Origin of the sequence: Bacteroides congonensis, assembly GCF_900130125.1 — a bacterium.
GTDB classification, from domain to species: Bacteria; Bacteroidota; Bacteroidia; order Bacteroidales; family Bacteroidaceae; genus Bacteroides; species Bacteroides congonensis.
In genome coordinates this window covers 1,008,411-1,028,128 of sequence record NZ_FQXY01000009.1, presented here as the reverse complement: position 1 = coordinate 1,028,128, position 19,718 = coordinate 1,008,411, and the positions used below count along the sequence as shown (strand labels likewise).

The 19,718-nt window shown below is 43.2% G+C and carries 12 protein-coding genes; 2 read left to right on the top strand and 10 right to left on the bottom strand.

Annotated elements, in window-relative coordinates; all coding sequences use genetic code 11:
* Positions 1–28 precede the first annotated feature (28 nt).
* Both BQ7997_RS10960 and BQ7997_RS10955 read right to left on the bottom strand, forming a co-directional pair.
* Entirely contained in the window at positions 29–970 is a 942-nt protein-coding gene (locus tag BQ7997_RS10960; protein WP_073346219.1) for a Ppx/GppA phosphatase family protein, read from the bottom strand.
* Complete coding sequence (locus BQ7997_RS10955) at positions 967–3,057, bottom strand: RNA degradosome polyphosphate kinase (protein WP_073346216.1); 2,091 nt, start codon at positions 3,055–3,057, stop codon at positions 967–969. Before BQ7997_RS10955 ends, BQ7997_RS10960 begins: the two co-directional genes overlap by 4 nt.
* A gap of 171 nt (positions 3,058–3,228) precedes the next feature.
* On the opposite strand from BQ7997_RS10955, the gene BQ7997_RS10950 reads away from it, so the two are divergent.
* Positions 3,229–3,804 carry an HdeD family acid-resistance protein gene (locus BQ7997_RS10950; RefSeq protein WP_022139217.1) on the top strand — a complete coding sequence of 192 codons (576 nt, stop codon included), beginning with the start codon at positions 3,229–3,231 and terminating at the stop codon, positions 3,802–3,804.
* Between the two features lie 103 nt (positions 3,805–3,907).
* On the opposite strand, the gene BQ7997_RS10945 is transcribed toward BQ7997_RS10950, so the two are convergent.
* The 5 genes from BQ7997_RS10945 to BQ7997_RS10925 are packed head-to-tail and all read right to left on the bottom strand — an operon-like array spanning position 3,908 to position 14,580.
* Entirely contained in the window at positions 3,908–6,886 is a 2,979-nt protein-coding gene (locus BQ7997_RS10945) for a M60 family metallopeptidase (protein ID WP_073346552.1), read from the bottom strand.
* Positions 6,887–6,923: 37 nt separating this feature from the next.
* Positions 6,924–8,192 carry a discoidin domain-containing protein gene (locus tag BQ7997_RS10940; RefSeq protein WP_073346214.1) on the bottom strand — a complete coding sequence of 423 codons (1,269 nt, stop codon included), beginning with the start codon at positions 8,190–8,192 and terminating at the stop codon, positions 6,924–6,926.
* Between the two features lie 34 nt (positions 8,193–8,226).
* Entirely contained in the window at positions 8,227–10,179 is a 1,953-nt protein-coding gene (locus BQ7997_RS10935; protein ID WP_073346211.1) for a RagB/SusD family nutrient uptake outer membrane protein, read from the bottom strand.
* Between the two features lie 41 nt (positions 10,180–10,220).
* The gene (locus BQ7997_RS10930) at positions 10,221–13,601 is read right to left on the bottom strand and encodes a TonB-dependent receptor (RefSeq protein ID WP_073346209.1); all 3,381 of its coding nucleotides are present in this window, start codon (positions 13,599–13,601) and stop codon (positions 10,221–10,223) included.
* A gap of 43 nt (positions 13,602–13,644) precedes the next feature.
* The gene (locus tag BQ7997_RS10925) at positions 13,645–14,580 is read right to left on the bottom strand and encodes a FecR family protein (protein ID WP_083589210.1); all 936 of its coding nucleotides are present in this window, start codon (positions 14,578–14,580) and stop codon (positions 13,645–13,647) included.
* A 215-nt stretch (positions 14,581–14,795) separates the two neighbouring features.
* On the opposite strand from BQ7997_RS10925, the gene BQ7997_RS10920 reads away from it, so the two are divergent.
* Positions 14,796–15,356: an RNA polymerase sigma-70 factor gene (locus BQ7997_RS10920; RefSeq protein ID WP_022139223.1), complete on the top strand. Its 561-nt coding sequence runs from the start codon at positions 14,796–14,798 to the stop codon at positions 15,354–15,356.
* Between the two features lie 125 nt (positions 15,357–15,481).
* Here BQ7997_RS10920 and BQ7997_RS10915 read toward each other — a convergent pair whose 3' ends face one another.
* From BQ7997_RS10915 to BQ7997_RS10905, 3 genes are all read right to left on the bottom strand, one after another.
* Positions 15,482–17,671, bottom strand: a complete 2,190-nt coding sequence (locus BQ7997_RS10915; RefSeq protein WP_073346207.1) for a glutamine synthetase III family protein — start codon at positions 17,669–17,671, stop codon at positions 15,482–15,484.
* 153 nt (positions 17,672–17,824) lie between these two features.
* Positions 17,825–19,264, bottom strand: coding sequence for an ammonium transporter (locus BQ7997_RS10910; protein WP_073346204.1), 1,440 nt, complete (start codon positions 19,262–19,264; stop codon positions 17,825–17,827).
* 73 nt (positions 19,265–19,337) lie between these two features.
* On the bottom strand, positions 19,338–19,694 hold the full coding sequence (locus BQ7997_RS10905; RefSeq protein ID WP_010538423.1) for a P-II family nitrogen regulator: 357 nt from the start codon (positions 19,692–19,694) through the stop codon (positions 19,338–19,340).
* Positions 19,695–19,718: the final 24 nt, after the last annotated feature.

Genomic DNA, 19,718 nt, shown 5'->3' with positions numbered 1-19,718 from the left:
ATAAGAGTATGTAATATAAGGGATAAATTCATTTAATCGGAGACGTAGAATTATGCGAAGCAGGTGGTAAATTCATATGTTGTGTGTATAGGCTGTCAATGATACCATCGGACAATCCGATAGTAGGTACAATGATATCGGTAGCTTTTACATAAGTCGCTACTTCAAGAAATATCTCTGCTGCCGGAACAATTACATCTGCCCGATCCGGTTTCAGTTTGTATTGCTTGATGCGCTGCTCGGTAGGGAGGGCTTGTAAAGCCATATAAACTTTACGCAGCGATTCAACGGGCAGGAGAGAAGCCTTTTTGTCCTTTTTTTCAGCGAGACGGAAGAGTTTATTGATATTTCCGCCCGAACCGATAATGCTGACTGGCGCATATTCCGTGGCAATACCAATCAGGTCGGTACGTAGCGCTTCCTTTTCCTCTTCTTTCACCATGCCGCTAAGCATACGGACTGTACCTATATTATATGAACGGGAGTTTTTCAATTCTCCGTTACTGATAAGGTTAATTTCCGTACTACCGCCGCCAACATCTACATATAGATAATTCTGTCCGGATGCAAACAGTTGTTCGATGTGATTGTCATATACAATATGCGCTTCTTCCTGTCCGTCGATAATGTTCACGCGAATTCCTGTTTTCCTCGCTATCTGTCGGACGATATCCTTGCCGTTTCGGGCGTCGCGCATAGCGGATGTGGCGCAGGCGCGGTAATCCACTACATCATATATTTTCATCAATTGCTTGTAGGCTTTCATCAGCCGTACCAGCTTCTTCTCTTTTTCTGCCGAAATAACACCTGTTGTGAAAGCGTCTTCTCCCAGTCGCAACGGGATACGGATGAGTTGTACCTTACTCATAAGTTCGGGCGCATTTTCTTCGTTTACGCATTTTATCAATAATCGTACAGCGTTGGAACCGATGTCGATTGCTGCATAATTAACTTTCTTCATATTTATCATAATGTGTTCTTGTATTCGTTATATAATTTTTCTTGTGAACGGAAAGGTGATATCGTTTTCTCGTCTAGTGGAGGAGTGAACGGAAAATTCCATGCCTGGTTGGTTCCCATCCCGTCTACTATGCGTCCTTTGGCTGTATCCTGAAATCCGTAACAGACGATTCGTTTTAAATCCGCCTGTATCTCTTTATCATACACAGGAGCCAGCACTTCAATGCGGTTGTCCAAGTTTCGTGGCATCCAGTCTGCCGAACCGATATAATATTTCTCTTCTCCGCCATTGGCGAAAATGAAAATGCGTGAGTGTTCAAGATAACGGTCTATAATTCCATTGATATGTATATTCTCACTGACGCCCGGAACAGCCGGTACCAAAGAACAGTTGCCGCGTACAACCAATTCTATCTTAACTCCTGCTGCTGAGGCTTCGTATAACTTTTCGATGAGTGCGCGGTCCGTTATGTGATTTACTTTGGCAAGGATATAGGCATCTTTTCCCTGTTCCTTGTTCTTTATCTCCTTATTGATAAGAGTAATCAGCCGTTTACGCATATCATTGGGAGAAACGAGCAACTCTTTGAAATTAACGGGCGTGTATGGCTTCTCGATAAAGTCAAATACGGCATTTACTTCCCGGACAATGGGACGGTGGGCGGTCATAATGGTATAATCGGTGTACATGCATGCGTTTCCTTCGTGGAAGTTCCCCGTACTGATGCAGGCAATGTCTCCGTGGCGCGTTTCGATGTGTACGAGTTTGGAGTGAATTTTCAGCCCTTCCACTCCGAAGATTACATGGATTCCTGCATCCTGCATCCTTTTGCTCCAATTGATATTCGAAGCTTCGTCAAAACGTGCCAGTAATTCGATGACTACCGTCACCTTCTTGCCGTTCTTTGCTGCACAAATCAATGCCTTAATTACTTTGGAGTCTTTAGCCAGCCGATAAAGTGTTGTCTTGATGCTTTTCACTTCTTTGCTGATAGCAGCTTCGCGCAGTACGCGGATGAAGGTATCAAAACTATGATAAGGATAATGCAGCGAGCGGTCTTTCTGACGAATCAGAGTCAGCAGGCTTTCCGCACCATTAAGCTCGGGCTTGAAAATAGGTTCCCAAACAGGGTATTTCAGATGATTGTGACCACAGACCGGAAATTTCATTAAATCTTTGAAATTATGATAACGCCCACCCGCTACACGGGTATCGTTCTTGCCTATATTCAGACGGTCAGTCAGCCTTTTTAGCAAGTCCCTGGGCATTTGCTCGTCATACACAAAACGGAGAGGTTCACCTTTCTTGCGACTTTTCACTCCTTTGGAGATTTTCTGAAGTACGCCCGTCCGCAAATCACTGTCTATTTCCATTTCGGCATCTTTGGTGAACTTAAAGGTGTATGCTTCATAATCGGTATATTTCATTCCGACAAAAATCATAGGCAGGCAGTAGCGGATGACGTCATCGAGAAACATAAGATAAGTCTTTCCTTCCGATTCGGGCAGTTGGATGAAGCGCCCGAATTCTCCGACCGGCAACTGGATGACTGCATAATCCTTCTCTTTTATTTTTCCTGTCTCATCTTTGCGCAGCAAGCGGATGGCGAGATAAATATCCTCATCTGTCTGGTCGTCCAGTTGGCGGGGACCGTTAAGGAAAAGCGGGGTGGTGGAACCATTCAGCTTGTTGCGATAGAAAGAAGTGATGAAGGTTTTCTGTTCATCGTTCATTTCCGTTTCTTTGATAACGTAAATATTTTCTTTTTTCAGTTCTTCCATGATAGAGGCGAACGTTTCTTCAAACTGTTCGTAGTAACGGTTGTGCAGTTTGCCTATCTGTTTCAGGGTGTGTGCGGCGATTTCCTGTTCTTTCTGTATATTCTTATCGTTGTACTCTATAATCCGGTTTAAGGTAGCGACACGGACACGGAAGAACTCGTCGAGATTGTTTGAATAGATGCCAAGAAAAGTCAGCCGTTCCAGTAAAGGAACTTCCGTACGGGCAGCTTCGAGTAAGATACGTTGGTTGAAATACATCCAACTGATGTCACGCTCAACATAAGGACACTTCTTTTTTGTTTCGCTTGATTTCATGATGAAGAATCTGTTTTTAATTTTCTGCAAAAATATCTAAGTGAGATGTAATAGCTATAACGGATTTGTTACGAACTTATTACAATGTTTATTTGTTATTTTTATATATCAGTAGAAACACTTATATTCGCAAAAGTATTGGAACTGACTTGGTTAAAAAATATAGAATTTATGAAAACAATGAATTATTCCCTTATTCGCATTCTCTTTGCACTCGTGATAGGTTTGGTCTTGGTGATTTGGCCGAATGCGGCTGCCAGTTATATCGTTATCACGGTAGGAGTCGCTTTTTTGATTCCCGGTGTTATCAGTCTTTTCAGCTTTTTCGGGCGGAAAAGGACGAAAGATGAAATCGCCCCCCGTTTCCCGATTGAAGGAATCGGTAGTTTATTGTTCGGGCTTTGGCTGATTATGATGCCGGAGTTCTTTGCGGATGTGCTGATGTTCCTGTTAGGATTTATCTTGATTATGGGTGGTGTGCAACAGATTGCTTCTCTGTCTGCCGCTCGTCGTTGGATGCCTGTTCCGGGAGCATTTTATCTGATTCCTTCCCTGATTCTTATTGCGGGTATCGTTGCTTTGTTCAATCCGACGGGAGCACGTAATACTGCTTTTATTATTATCGGTATCAGCAGTTTGGTTTATTCGCTTTCCGAGTTGATAAACTGGTTTAAGTTTGCACGTCGCCGTCCACAGACTCCGATATCACATGATGACGATATTGAGGATGCAAAGATTATCGAATGATTTTGATATTATTCTAAAGAGGCTTAAAAACAAAGGACTATTCCATCTTTTAAATGGAGTAGTCCTTTGTTTATATAATAGTGTCTTGTGTTAGTCGGGTATTCTAATTCACTTTAATACTCTTTCGGGCACCATCCGCCTGAACAGCCCATAGTCTCACTTCACTCGTTTTAATATTGTCGGGGAGAGTGAACTTGAAGTCATTGGAGAAATAAACGAGTTCCCCATCACTGCTGTTTCCTTTTCTGGCCTCAAATGCCACAGCTTTGCTTCCTACATTTGAAGCTACGGTGATTTCCTTTCCTGATATAGTAGCGGTTACCTCATCGTTATTGAATGTAGCGCTTGTTCCCTGGAACTGCGTATAATAACCGACATCACCAGATTCCTTATCACGATATTCGTTAGGACCCGGTTCGAACCACTCTTTCTTCCGGTCTTCGATATACTGGATGGGAGCCGCTTTCTTATACTTGGAAATGCTCGATTTCGTTGTACTTATCATACTTTCTGTAACCGTGTAGGTGAATGTACCGTACTGCTCGATTTTTAGATCATCTACTGGTGTGAAGAATCCCCAAAAGTCAAAGAAATCGGTTAGGTCTTCCTTAGCTGTTTCACATACGGCTTCTACAAACATCATTTGTGATTTACCCGGATTACTTTCCGTATAAACTCCGGCATATTTCTCGCGCATCTTGGCAAATACCTCAGGCCAGAAGTTTTTATTGTCTTTGCATAGATGATAATAGATGAATAATTGCCAGTACATACGCATATGTATTTCCGTATCCTCATTTTGATGCGTAGCTTCTCCGAATGTAACCCATGGAGCATTGTCTACGAATCGTGTCTTTGCGACACGGCAAAGTCCGTACCCCCGTGAATGATATTGACCCATTTTGTGGATGACATAATTGGAGAATAAGTTGTTGGATGATTCGGAACATCCCGGCCAGTTAATTGCTTTTTGATGGATATGTCCGATTTCATGCGCAGGTCCCCAGGCATTGTCTTCTTTTGCTTTTACGTTTTCAGGTAACAGAATGTTTTCGAGATAGGTATATACAAATCCTACCCTGTATTCAGACTGCCACATATAGCTGCCTTCGGGTGAAATGGCAAAGATATGATTATTATATCTTTTGCGTAAGTCACCGTTAAAGCCCATAATCTCATGCTCCCAGCCGACAATATCGTCCCATAGGTTAATAGCTGCCACAATATTGTTAGGTGCTACTTTCCTTAGTTCTGATGTATGGAAGTAGAATATGATTTCTTTTCCTCGTACACCGAAGTATTTGTAATCTGCCTTATCAAGTAGTTCTGTATATTTAGCGTCTGTTTTATCCGTATCCAAATCGAAGAATCCACTGACCTTTCCACTTGCATAAGGGATATGTACACGGATAGGTTGGTTTTGTACATTGGTAGGATCGGCTGTATATAAGATAAAGAGCATACCTGCTTTATCTATTGCGACCTTATTGACTCCTTTGGTCAGTTGAATTGTTTGAGCCGATGTTGGCGATTCTGTCTGTACATACGCTCCGTTATCACTATTGACGGTTTCTTCTCCAAGTACCTGAAGAGAGATTTCATTATTATGTGTATCGCCTACCAATACAATGATGTTGTCTCCCGCCTCTACATGTATACCTGTAATGTTATCCTGGTTACCATATTTTTTTATTAACATGGCATCGGCTGTTTGGAATACATCGCTGTATGGACTGTAATCCTGGATGCGGAATTTCTTTTCCCAGTCGGTATAAGTTCCTTCCTTGATTTGGAAAGCCAGTTGTGCAAAGTATCCGGGCAGGCTGTTGATGTCATCGTCTGTAACATTGTCATTCAACTCGCAACAAGTGATGTCTTTGAAAACGGCCAATAGTTGTGCATCAAGGAATGAGGCGTTGCTACGACAGAATTCCATTTCATTACAAGCAGCTTTATCACCACTGTATGTAGAATTTACGACAAATCGGATACCAAGTACATTTGTCAGTCGTTCGGGAAACATTATTTTTTGCTCACTTGATATGTTTTGGAGCTTATATGACTTGATTTTCACCCAGGTTCTGCCTGTTGACGGACAGGTTTCAGGCCGAGAATCTTGATTGAAAGTGATAGGTGAACCACCATCAAGGTAATATAAATCTATATTTTCGAATTTGCCATTTCCGTTAGGGTAAAATAGGGCGTAGTCCATATCCTGTGTCCCATCAAAATAGAATTCCAGATTTAAAGGGAAGATATTTTCAGCGTTTGCACCCCATTGGGTATGGTAGCAATGATTGTCGTCTGTATAGCCATCGAAAGCATGTGAGATTGCTTGAGGGTCCGTCTGTTCCGAACTTGCCCATCCATTGTTTGGCTTGATTTTAATATCTTCTCCAACTTCAACGTCGCCCGCATCTGTAGAACGTTTCTTTTGAGTAATGGGAAGCTCTGCCGTAGGATGTTCCTCTTCATTTCCTGTACCTGTGAATATGATGGTAGAAGAACGTTTTTTCATTTCGATATTACTTTGTACAGTAAGTATGTACTTGCTGTCTATCATGGCACGTGTAAGGTCTTCCACCGGTGCTTCACTTATTGAAAGCCAGGTTTTGTCTTCTTCAGGAATATCCCATTTGAAACTGGATACATTGGTAGTGATTACCAATTCATAATTATTTTTTGTGTCGGATAGATTGTCCAGTTTTTCGGGGCTCACGAGGATAGCCGGTTGGGTTCCGAGTTGCTTCACTGTAATCGTTTCCGTAATTCCGCTTGCTTTCAGGGTAAGTTTGGCTTCACGCAGGTTCAGTTCATTGTTTTCGTCCAATGCCAAACGGAACATCTGCGGGTTACTGCTGATACGGTGCGCATCGCACCAGTCTTTATCAGATGTGATAGTCCAGTCTTCACAGTTCGTTTCTATTTTTATGTTTTCCCTTTGAACGTCTTTCAAGTAATGTAGCGATTGCGCTATCTCCGGTATTCGGAGATAGGGGGCTGCTTCACTTCTTTCATCGTCATCGGAGCAGGCGGTGAAAAGAAAGAGGGAGCATAAAAGAGTGAATAAAATTTTCTTCATTGTGTTTTGATTAATTAGTTTATTATAATATTCAAGGTTACTCATCGTTTTTAGCAGGGTCTTTTATGAGGATACCAAATTCGCCCATGCAAAGATTTTGTGGATTTTCTGTAAATTCCCTGTTCAGCGGATCCCATAGGCATAAACGAATTTGTCTGGTGCGGTAAATCTGTTCAAGATCGAAGTTCTGTTTTGCCAGATAAGCAGTTCCTAAATTATCTTTATCTGTTGCTCCTTCATTCGTTAAAGTTCCTTCCGGAATGACCATTGTATATTCTTCGGAACCTTCTGTTTTCACTTCAATAGAAAAGTGCTGAACCAAGCGCCAATAACCCATAGAATTGCTTTGTCTTTGTTGTAGGATTACTCCTACCATATCTTGCTCTTCCGGTAGTGTGATGTCAATTATGTATTTATCGAGGAAGATTGCGGGATTCCAGCTACATGCCCAGAAAGTATTAATATTCCCGTCTATCAATGAGCTGACAGGACCTTCACTTTCTTGTACGGATTCGCAAGTGGCTGTCCAGCCCTCTTTATCCTTGGCTTCCCACAACTCCTGAGTGTAGAACTTGACCACATTGAGAGTACCGTTATACTTTTTCACCCATTCTTTTCCGATAACTGATACCGTACCATATTCTACGGTACATTCACCGGAATTTTCCAAGATAAATTCTGCATGACGTATTCCCAAATCAATGTTTTGGGTTTCCACAATATCCTCTCCGAATTTGAATCTGAAAAAGACCTTGTCGGAAGTGGAACTGGTTTTGACCTGAGGCTCTTTCCATTCCAGTATCACTTTACGTCCACCTTTTGCAGATATGCTCACTGCAAAAATAGAATCGGGAGTACATTGCTTGTAATCCAATGGAGTAATTGAACGGCTTCCCAGATCAATGCGGTTATTGTCATTATTGTAAGCATAGAAATGCAATGTATATTCCTGGTTTACTAAATCTTTGATAACCATCTTTACCGATTCGCCATTTTCGTTGAGAACCGGGTTTCCGTCTTCGTCTTTTACGAATGGAGTAACCAGTTCGCTTCCGTAACGGCTGACGTTGTAAGAACGGGGTTTGTTATCATGGTCTGTAAACTCTATGTGCAGGAAGACAAAGTTATTGTCTTCCGGGTCAGGGGTCCATTCCAATTCGCATCCGCCGTTGATAGGAGTGAGTGCGATGTCGTTGATGTCGATTGTCTGAGGTTTGTTTTTGAAATCATCGTCAGAACAGCTGGCTATTGACAATATTCCCAGACAGGATAAAGCCAAAGCGGTCATATAAATGTATTTTTTCATAACTGATTTTCTTTTCATCTAAATCGTTTAAAGATTAATATCCCGGTGCTTGTATCAGGTTCTCGCTTTTATCCGCTTCTTCATAATAAAGAGGCATTAGGTACAAACGGTCGTCCCATGATACTTCTGTGTATTCGGGCATTATTGTCTCTTGGTTGAATTGTGTAAAAGTCGGCCCTACATAGCCTACCATATTCAATCCGTGAAGTCCCTTGCCCATAATTTCCTTGCCTTTCAACCAGCGTCTCATATCGTAGAAACGGATACCTTCGCCATAGAACTCAACGAATCGTTCCCTGCGTACCCACTCTGTCATGTCGTCTTTGCCCTTGGTTACATCACTTGTTTTTAAGGCATTGATACCTGCGCGGGTACGTACCGGATTGATTGCTTCTAAGAATTTATCTTCTTCTCCTAAGGCTGCATAACACTCTGCCAGGTTCAGATATAGCTCTGCCATACGGATAATGGGACGTGGGGCAGTTAACGAACCGTTGTTGTCCGAGCCGTTTTCGCTATATGCAAGTCCGGGATGAGCCCATTTTTGGCAAAGGAAACCTGTACGGCAATAATCTCTGCTTGAGATGCTGGGATTATATCCTTGTGCTTCCGAATCTCTCATTTTCAGTATGATTGGCGCGTTCTTTACAAGTTTGGTTCCGTATTCTCCGCCGCTGAAAGCCATCCAGGCGTAGAAACGTGGTTCGCGATGGGTATTTAACTTAATGATTTCATTGGCATTGAGTTCTCCTGAGTAAGAGGGTTCACTGTTTATAATGCTTTGTCCGGCAACGTCGTACCATTCGTCCTGAGGATAGAAGCGGCTCTCGTCGGTAATGGGATACCCATCTTTGGTATAGAATTGTTTGATAGCCTCAAGTGTCGGAGATACTCCTGACCATCCGTCCTGCCATGTGTTATCTGTCTTTTTAAACATCCGGCGTGGAAGACAACCATTGACAATGCTGCTTTGGTCGGCAAGCCCCCAGACAACTTCCTGGCATTTGCCGGTAGCATTGGCACGTGATAGCAAGGCATAACGCATGCGGAATACGTATTTCATAAAGTCCTTTTGGCTGGCATCTACATTTTTCAGTTCGTCGAAATTGGATTCCTGGTAGAGTTCGAGATTCTGGCGCAGGGCGAAATCCAATGCTTCCTTGCAAGCGTCTCTGGCGTCTATCCATTTTTGCTCGCTGTATACAGGGCTGACAAGCTGTTTCCCATACCCAGGAGTTTCCCAACGGGTGTTTTCCCATTTTAACCGTCCTGATTCGTACAGTGTGTTTCCGTTCCATTGAGGGGATGCTGCATAAAGAAGTACCCGTGCTTTGATTGCTTTTGCCACCACTTTATCTACACGTCCCCAGTCTCCACCTGTCCAGCGGTCGGGCAGGTTAGGGATTGCCTTATCTATCTGGTCGGTAATGAACTTCGTCACAGCGTCATAGTGCGAGCGTCCCGGCATATCGTCACCCGTCACGTCTGACGGATATGCATGATCCATGATGGGGCAGGGGCCATATTTGCGTAATACCATAAAATGGTAGTAACCTATAAGGAATTCCGCTTCCGCTCTCCATGTGGTTCGTTGTTCGTCTGTCAGGTTGGGGGCTTTGTCCACTATTTCTAAAAATAAGTGGCATGTACGGATAGGGTCATATCCGCAATAACGCCAGGTCCAACCGCCGCCGGTAGCTGACGAGCGTTGGTTGGTTTGTATATTATAGGCGTCTCCGTTCCAGTTGGGCGGAAGTACATATTCGTCGGTGGATGCTACATCTTCGTTGTAGTAGTCCACCGGATTCCATTTTTTCAATCCGCTATAACAAGAATATAGGTAGGCTAATGTAAGTTCCGGCTTTTTGTAAGCGTCGTCAAGGGTAGCTTGTTCTACAGGCACTACATCCAGGTAATTACATGATGTAAGGCTGGTTGTCACTACGGCTGCTCCGATAATGAATTTATAAAGTATATTTGATTTCATATATAGATTACTTATATTTTATACTATTTGAAAAACTTTTCTTAGAAATTGAGTTGCATGCCTATGCTGAAGGTACGTGACAGCGGGTAAGCGTTCCAGCTCAATTCCGGATCCCATAATTTGAATTTACTGAATGTCAGCAGGTTATTCCCAATCAGATAGATACGTCCGTACTTGAAATTATAACCGAGTTCGGCATTTTTAAGGCGCATATATGAGCCGTCGCGCAACCAGTAGCTGCTGTTTTGGCGGTTATTGTTTGCGTCGTCACGGTATTCGAGACGGGGATAAGCTGCATCGGGATTGGGATTGGATTCACTCCAATAATCATCCGCTATAAATTGCAGGACATTCTTGCGGGTGTTTCCGAACGGGTGGATACCGCTGATCATGATTTTCCGCTGTGCCGCCCCCTGGAAGAAGAAACCGAGGTCGAATTTTTTGTAGCGTATGGTGGAACCGAAGCCATACATGATGCCCGGAGTAGAACCATAAGGAGAAAGTTCGCATTGGTCGGAACCGTCTATCATTCCATCTCCATTCATGTCCTTATATTTAATATCACCCGGCATTGGTGAGTTACCGAATTTTTGTGTCGGGCTGTTATCAATATCTGCCTGGTCAACGAAAAGGCGTTCGGCAACGTATCCCCATGTGCCGTTCAGAGATTTTCCGTCATGGCGGCGATATTCTTCTGCACGATATGCTTCGTCAGAATATATCTGGGTGGCACGGTTATATGTAAACGTACCCCTCAAGTCGAAACTCCAGTTTTTACCAATTTCTTGTACATAATTCATGGCAAGTTCCAATCCTTTGTTTTCCACTTTACCGATAGATGCCCATGGTTTGGCGTTTTCGTATCCCAGATATTCAGGAAAACGTTCACGACGGAGCAGGATATTGCTTCTGTTATCTTTAAAGATATCGACAGTCAAAGATAGTTTGCTGAATAATTCGAGGTCAACCCCTAAGTTTAGTTTTTCCGCCCGTTCCCAGGTTGCATTCGTTACGCCATATTGTGTAACGGCAGGACCTTTGTAAGTAACATTCATATCTACTCCAGTAGTGTATTGGTGATTGTCATCATTCAGATTTACATTAGTCAGATAAATGAAGTGGGGACCTTCAGCTCCGGTACGTATATCTTTCGTTCCCGTTTCATCGTTACCAACCAATCCCCACGAACCTCTGATTTTAAGGTTTGTGATAATTCTATTTATTGGTTCAAAGAATTTTTCATTGCTGATGACCCAGCCTGCTGCAAAGGAAGGGAACATCTCGAAGCGGTGACCGGAAGCCAAACGTTCCGTTCCGTTATAACCGAAATTAGCCTCGAACAAGTAACGCTGGTCATAAGCATAGGTGAAACGACCGGATATTCCCTGATTACGGGTTGGCAATGGATTGACGCGGTATTCACGTTGTAGGTAGAGTAACATCGCTGATAAGTCGTGGATGCCTTTGAAATTGCGTGACCACTCCAAGGCTGCCTGAAACTGGAAAGTACGGTCGGCAGATTTCTCTGGATCCGATTGAGTGATGAAATCCTTTCCGCTAGTACCTACACGTTCCAGGGTATAGTTTGCTGCTTCAGAGTCATATGGATCATAAGAACCTGGTTTTGCCATGTAATAATAAGGTTCGATCGTACGGGTGAAGTAAGACTTCGACCAGTTTTTAAAACTAATTAATCCGGTCAGCTTAAGTCCTTTGGTGATAAAGTCCAACTCCTGTTCTGCTTTGACTGTGGTTAGGATGGTTGATTGAAAATCTTCTCCATAAGTGGTCATTAAGTCTGCATATGGATTTTTGTATAACAAGTCACCTGTATAGAATGCATTACCGAATAACATATGATCAACTCCGGAAGGAGCGACACTACTTGGATAGTAAGCGGGGAAGTTAACAGGATTGGCCGATAACATTTCTGCAAATAAATCGGTTGTACTGGTTTTCGGACCGCCGCTATTGCGGAGTTGAGCATTCATTCGTAATTGTATTTTTGTAGTAGGAGTGAGTTTATAATCCACGTTACTTTGGAAAGTATAACTCCATACGTTTACGTTATTGTCAAATGAATAAAGTTTCTTGTTATTCAAGACACCGGAGTCGTGGTTTGCTTGCAAACTCAAGTAGTAGTTTGCCTTTGAACCACCGCCGCTGACATTGATGTTTGCCCGTTGGCTCATAGACATATTCTTGAACATCAGGTCTTTCCAGTTGACATTGGGATATACGTACGGATTCTTGTTGGCACGGGTGTTGTTGATCTGCTCCTGTGTGTAAAGCAGGCCGTCATAAGTTCCGGTACGGGTATAACGTGCTTCGTTGGCCATTTCCATGTAGGTGACTCCGTCTACAAAGTCAGGGAAGCTCATAGGCACATTGAATGAGTTTTCCACACTGACATTGATACGGGTCTTTTCGTTTTCCTTTCCGGATTTTGTCGTCACCAGCATTACACCGTTTGCACCGCGTGCACCATAGATTGCCGTGGCGGAAGCATCTTTCAGAATAGAAAAGCTTTCAATGTTTTCGGCAGGAATATAATTCAGGTCTGTGGAACTGATTTCCACTCCATCTAGCATAATTAATGGAGTGGCACGTCCGCCAAATGTTCCGATACCGCGAATATAGAACTGTGAAGCGTCTTTGCCAGGTTCACCACTGGAAGTAGTGGCGATTACACCTGCCAGACGTCCGCCGAAAGAGTTGGTTAGCGAAGATGTAGGAACTTTCAGCGAAGCGGCCTTGATGTTAGTGATAGAGCCTACTACAGATACCTTTTTCTGCGTTCCGAATCCTACGACCACTACTTCATTCAGTAACTCGCTGTCGGATGGTAATTCGATTTTTATGACTCCCATGTCCTCAACGGCTTGTTCTACTGTCTTATACCCCATATATGATACTACCAACACATCTTTACTGCTGTTGACGCTGATACTGAAATTACCGTCCAGGTCAGTGATAGTACCGACATCGGTTCCTTTTATTTTTACGTTTGCGCCGACTAAGGTTTCTTTTGTGTTCGCATCAAATACTGTGCCCGTCACAGTACGCTTCTTTTGTTTGGTTTGCTGAGGTGTTACCGGAGCGCTTTTTACTTTTAAAACGACTTCATTGCCATTAATCATATATTCTACATTCGTATTCTTGAATATTTCATTCAAGACTTTCTCAATAGAACCCTTACAATCAATGTTCTTTTTACTCATTTCTTTGAGCAATGTCGCGTTGTAGAAAAAGACGTAATTACTGTGTCTTTCAATTTGTTGAATTGCTTCTTTGACACTGAGGGATTCTCCTTTCACTGCTATTTGCCCATAAGCGGCAAACAAAGTAATCGGATAAAGCAACAGTGCCAAGATGATACATTTTACGTACCGTTGCTTGGTTGAGAATGTTTTGTTCTCCATGCTTTTAGATTTTTAGTTATTTAAATGATTAATAAAAAAGATATTAGTAAATGAGAATTTCTTCTCCTTTTTTCTCGACTTTCAAGCTCATGCTGTAACATAGTTTCTTGATTACATTTTCTAAAGGCTCATCATGGTAGAGGCTTCCCGAATATTTATATTTCTTATTTACATTTTTACCAAGAATGATTTGCGAATCATATCTGTCGTTGATAATTTCTATTAATTGCGCCAGTGTGATGTCCGTAAACAGATACCGTCCGTTCTCCCAATTCATATGTTCTACTTTTTCCATTGTTATGTCTGCAGTCTCCGGGTCATAGATTATTTTATCCAACGGATTCATGGCGATACATTGGTTGGTGGACTGGATATTGAATTCTACTTCTCCTTCAAACAGGGTTATTTCATTTTTATTGTACTTGTTCTTTTTGATTTGGAAGGAAGTGCCTTTTACTTCGATAAATGCTTTAGGAATATGTACTATAAAATGTTGTTTCTTTCCTTTGGTCACATCGAATAATGCTTCGCCTTCCAACCAAACTTCCCTTTGGCTTCCGAAGTTTTGTGCGTAGCGTATATTGCTGCCTGTTTTCATCCATACTTTCGAACTGTCAGGAAGCATATACATCAGGGCTTTGTCGGCAGTGAAACTGATATATTCGGTTGTACTTTCCCAATTTTGTTTTAAAAGCCATAAACTTCCCGCCATAACAAACAAGATGATGGAAGCGGCAGCAACAAAGCGTTGGAAGGAGAGTTGATAGCGGGGTGGTTTTGCCGGCTTTCTACATTCTTCCAGACGTTTCCATACCCGTTCTCCCATTTCCCGGTCTTCGGGATTTTCCGCGGCGTGTCTCCATTGCCGTTTCATCCTTTCTTCTACCGATTTGTGTCGGGACAACTTTTCTTTTTCTTCCCAACTGAGTTGGTCAGTCAGTAAGCCTTTAATTAATCTGTTTACCTCTTTTTTTTCCATTCTTTTTCTGCTTATCTACATTAAATACTCGCAACTATATTTTAACCCTCCCTTAAAAAGAACTTTTTTTTCGGAAGGGTGAATTTTATGTTTGAATTGGGGACTTTTGGTATGGTATAGAGGAATAATTGGGGATGAGCGTATAATAATTTTAGCGTTTATATACTCATATTTAATATTAGTACTTATATTTGCGCCTGTAATTAATAAATCTTATGACAGACCGTGAATTGATAGCTGCACTGAAAAAAGGTGATAATGATGCGTTTTCCATTATTTATAAAAGGTATTGGGGGAAGGTTTGTAACTTTTCACGGCTTTATATTACTTCGGATGCCGATATTGAAGATATTGTCCAACAGGTATTTCTGAAACTCTGGAATTATCGTGAATCTTTAAAAGAAAATGAAAGTTTTGAGGGATTTCTTTTTATAGCCACCCGCAATCTTATCTTTAGCCATATGCGGAAAAGCTTTAATGAGAACGCTTATAAACTTACCGTTTTGGATACTATCACTGAAAATGATAATGATTGGCATGGGATTCAAGAGGAGATAGAGGCGCATGAATTGGGAGAATACATTGAACAATTGTTGAAGGAGCTTTCTCCCCGCCAACAGGAAATATTCCGATTGAGCCGTAAGGAAGGGTGCACCAACCGTGAAATCGCAGAGAAACTCGCTATTTCAGAAAAGACGGTGGAAAAGAATATGACTATCACTCTGCGTTTCTTAAAAGAGAACATACGCTTGTTGATTATCTTCTTGAGTGTATAGGGTATAAAAAGAAGAGGACTGCCTCACGGCACCCCTCCACTGCAAACTTAAAACAACCAACAAAAGAAATAGATAATCTCTATTCCATGCCCGATGATTTTTTCTTCATCGGGCATTTTCTTTTTTTATCTTACGAATAATAGTTCCCTGTATTTCGGAAGCGTCCACATTTGATTGTCGACAATGAGTTCCAACTTGTCGATGTGGTAACGGATTTCTTCCAGTGCCGGAGCGATGGTGTCATGGTAGGCAATGGCTTTCTCACGTTCGCTTTCAATTTTGTTCGCCACTTTACGAGCTTCCACCATGGCGTCCACATGCTCTTTGATGAAGGCTGTACGGTCGGCAATCTCTTCGATAAGTTCCAAGTTCTTGGCAGATAACCTGGCTGCCTTTTCTGCCGGGAACAGGGATTGCATCTTATAGACGTTATTAATCAAATCCGTTTGATACTGAGTTGCTACCGGGATGATATGGTTCATTGCCAGGTCACCCAATACACGGGCTTCAATCTGAATCTTTTTCGTGTAAGTTTCCCATTTCACTTCGTTACGGGCTTCCAGTTCTTTCTTTGTCATTACACCGGTAGCTTCGAACATGGCAATCGTTTCCGGTTTCAGATAGTTGTCGAAGATGACAGGAACACTCGTTTCACAATCCAGACCGCGGCGGGCAGCTTCTTCTTTCCATTCGTCACTGTAACCGTTGCCGTCAAAGTGGATGGCTTTACACTCTTTGATGTATCCGCGGATAATCTCAAGGATGGCGGATATTTTCGGTTCTCCTTTTTCAATCAGGGCGTCTACATCTTTCTTGAATTTCGTCAACTGATGAGCTACGGCAGAGTTCAATGCAATCATGGCGGAAGCACAGTTTGCTTCGGAACCTACGGCACGGAACTCGAAACGGTTGCCGGTGAAGGCGAAAGGAGAGGTGCGGTTACGGTCGGTATTGTCAATCAGCAATTCGGGTATCTGCGGAATATCCAGCTTCATGCCTTGCTTGCCGCTGAGGCTGATTAGGTCATCCTTTGTACTGTTTTCTATATGATCCAATACCTGAGACAACTGTTTGCCCAGGAAAGAGGAAATGATTGCCGGCGGCGCTTCATTCGCTCCCAGACGGTGGGCGTTGGTGGCACTGGAGATGGATGCTTTCAGTAATCCGTTATGATGATAAACTGCCATCAATGTGTTTACTACAAACGTAACGAAACGCAGATTGTCTTCAGGGGTCTTGCCCGGTCCCATTAATAAGATGCCTGTGTCAGTTCCCAATGACCAGTTATTGTGCTTACCGGAACCGTTGACGCCTTTGAACGGCTTCTCATGAAGCAGTACACGGAAACCATGACGACGGCTTACTTTGCGCATCAACGACATAATCAATAAGTTATGGTCATTGGCTAAGTTACATTCTTCGAAGATAGGAGCCAGTTCAAACTGGTTGGGTGCAACCTCGTTGTGACGGGTCTTTACAGGGATACCCAATTTCAAGGCTTCAATTTCGAGGTCTTTCATAAATGCTGCTACACGGGTAGGAATAGCACCGAAATAATGGTCTTCCAACTGCTGGTTCTTGGCGCTGTCGTGCCCCATTAATGTACGGCCTGTCATTAATAAGTCCGGGCGTGCGGCGTATAAACCTTCGTCCACTAAGAAATATTCCTGTTCCCAACCCAGGTAGGCGACTACTTTCTTCACTTCCGGATTGAAATAGTGGCAAACGTCTACGGCTGCCTTATCTACGGCACGAAGTGCTTTCAATAGGGGAGCTTTGTAGTCGAGGGCTTCACCGGTATATGCGATGAATACGGTCGGGATACAAAGAGTGTCGTCGACGATAAATGCAGGAGATGAAGGATCCCAGGCACTGTATCCACGGGCTTCGAACGTATTGCGGATACCGCCGTTCGGGAAAGAGGAAGCATCCGGCTCCTGCTGTACAAGCAGCTTGCCTGTGAATTCTTCCATCATACCGCCTTTGCCGTCATGTTCAACAAAGGCGTCATGCTTTTCTGCCGTGCCTTCGGTCAGCGGTGCAAACCAGTGTGTGTAATGAGTGACACCCATTTCGATGGCCCATTTCTTCATACCGGCCGCTACCTCATCGGCAATGCTGCGGTCTAGCGGAGCACCATTGTCAATAGCGTCAATCAGTGCATTGTACACCTTACTCGGAAGGTACTTGAACATCTTTTCCTTGTTGAATACGTACTTGGCGAAATACTCCGACGGACGTTCTGCAGGGGTTGCTACCTCAACCGCTTTCTTCTTGAAAGCAGTTTCTACTACTCTGAATCTTAGTTTTGACATAATACCTAATTTGATTTGTTGTTAAATATGTTAGAGCAAATAATCTTTCTCTGTATGGTTCCCGGGAAGGCGACCAAACCCGCCCGGGATAGAAATCTGTTTTTAAATCTATATAGTCTGTGTCATTCGTATGTGAACAGACGTTCTTTGTTTTTAGTTGTAAGCGGATTCTCCGTGTTCGTAAATATCCAGACCTTCTTCCTCGATACGTGCCGGAACGCGCAGACCGTGAATTTTATCGAGAGCCTTGAAGATGATGAATCCCATACCTGCCGCCCAAGCTCCGACTACAAGCGCTCCGAAGACTTGCGCTCCGAGGAATCCGAAACCATATCCATAGAACAACCCTTCGCTGGTGGAGAATAAGCCTGTGAGAATGGTTCCTAAGAAACCGCATACACCATGTACGGAGGAGGCGCCTACCGGGTCGTCGATTTTCAGGACTTTATCAATAAAGTCTACCGAGAATATCATCACAATGCCACAGATAGCACCAATCAGCACGGCTCCTGCGGGAGATACGACATCGCATCCGGCGGTGATACCTACCAAGCCTGCCAATACACCATTCAGTGTCAATGACAAAGAGGGCTTTCCATATTTCATCCAACTGATTACCAAGGCGAAGAAACCACCCGCACAAGCTGCAAGATTGGTTGTCAGGAATACATGTGAGATTGCGTTTGCATCTGCTTCGGTACTTGCTGCCAACTGGGAACCGGGGTTGAATCCGAACCATCCGAACCAAAGGATAAATACACCCAATGCGGCAATAGTCAGGTTATGTCCCGGAATAGCTCTGGATTTACCGTCTTTTCCATATTTGCCGATACGTGGGCCTAGAATGGCGGCACCTACCAAAGCAATCCATCCACCTACCGAGTGAACAACAGTGGAACCTGCAAAATCATGGAAGGTCGTTCCGAAAAGGTTCATCATAAAAGAACCTGCTTCACTGTTCATCAGCCAACCGCCGCCCCAAGTCCAATGACCGGAAATCGGGTAAATCAGTACACTGATGAAGATTGTATAAATCAAATACATGGAGAATTTGGTGCGTTCTGCCATTGCTCCTGATACGATGGTAGCGGCAGTGGCACAGAATACGGTCTGGAAAATAAGGAATCCTTCTTTAGGCAGCCCGTTATCCATGAAAGACAGGTCGAAGAAGTGGGGCATCCCGATGAATCCGCCTGCGCCGAACATCAGTCCGAAACCGATAAACCAGTAAAGCAAAGAACCGAACATGAAATCTACAAAGTTCTTCATCAGAATATTGGCAGTATTCTTCACTCTGGTGAAACCTGCTTCTACTAAGGCAAATCCCGGCTGCATGAAGAATACGAGCATAGCTGCAAGTAACATCCAAACCGTATTTAATCCTAAAGCCAGTTCACCGATAGTATCCGGGGCTTCTGCCGTAGATTCAGCTGGGAGTGCTGAAAGTTCAGTTATTGTCTCTGTTATTGCTGCAACAGTATCGGTAGCGGCTGTGTCTTGCGCTGACAAATCCATAGCAAAACAGCATACCATGAACATAGTAGTGGCTATCCATGGCTTTACGAAGCCATGACTTTTATATTTTGTATCCATAATAATTATCTTATTTAATACCTTTATAAATTAGTTATAATCCACAAGGAAACCTGGGTGCGGCACCTTGTCGCTAGCGTTCTTGTTCGGCGTTATAGAGCGCTATGTCGCCCCGTTCGGCAGTGCGGATGCGGATGGCATCCTCGATGGGGATGACGAAGATACGTCCATCGCCGATTTCTCCGGTTTGTGCAGCCTTGATAATGGCTTGTACCGTCTTTTCTGCATTTTTGTCGCGTACGACAATAGAGATAAGTATTCGTTCGATGGTGCTGGTGTCATAGACTACGCCACGATAGATACGTCCCTGGCGAGCTTTCCCAATACCTCTTACGTCATAGTAAGAGAACCATTCGATGTCCGCTTCGAGAAGGGCGTCTTTCACGTCCTCGAATTTGGTTTTACGGATAATAGCTTCAATCTTTTTCATATACCTTAAATTATTAGTGTTGAC

Bases quoted from the DNA above. Each gene is read 5' to 3' on its own strand.
- BQ7997_RS10960 (WP_073346219.1), bottom strand. From the start codon at position 970: ATGATAAATATGAAGAAAGTTAATTATGCAGCAATCGACATCGGTTCC.
- BQ7997_RS10955 (WP_073346216.1), bottom strand. From the start codon at position 3,057: ATGAAATCAAGCGAAACAAAAAAGAAGTGTCCTTATGTTGAGCGTGAC.
- BQ7997_RS10950 (WP_022139217.1), top strand. From the start codon at position 3,229: ATGAAAACAATGAATTATTCCCTTATTCGCATTCTCTTTGCACTCGTG.
- BQ7997_RS10945 (WP_073346552.1), bottom strand. From the start codon at position 6,886: ATGAAGAAAATTTTATTCACTCTTTTATGCTCCCTCTTTCTTTTCACC.
- BQ7997_RS10940 (WP_073346214.1), bottom strand. From the start codon at position 8,192: ATGAAAAAATACATTTATATGACCGCTTTGGCTTTATCCTGTCTGGGA.
- BQ7997_RS10935 (WP_073346211.1), bottom strand. From the start codon at position 10,179: ATGAAATCAAATATACTTTATAAATTCATTATCGGAGCAGCCGTAGTG.
- BQ7997_RS10930 (WP_073346209.1), bottom strand. From the start codon at position 13,601: ATGGAGAACAAAACATTCTCAACCAAGCAACGGTACGTAAAATGTATC.
- BQ7997_RS10925 (WP_083589210.1), bottom strand. From the start codon at position 14,580: ATGGAAAAAAAAGAGGTAAACAGATTAATTAAAGGCTTACTGACTGAC.
- BQ7997_RS10920 (WP_022139223.1), top strand. From the start codon at position 14,796: ATGACAGACCGTGAATTGATAGCTGCACTGAAAAAAGGTGATAATGAT.
- BQ7997_RS10915 (WP_073346207.1), bottom strand. From the start codon at position 17,671: ATGTCAAAACTAAGATTCAGAGTAGTAGAAACTGCTTTCAAGAAGAAA.
- BQ7997_RS10910 (WP_073346204.1), bottom strand. From the start codon at position 19,264: ATGGATACAAAATATAAAAGTCATGGCTTCGTAAAGCCATGGATAGCC.
- BQ7997_RS10905 (WP_010538423.1), bottom strand. From the start codon at position 19,694: ATGAAAAAGATTGAAGCTATTATCCGTAAAACCAAATTCGAGGACGTG.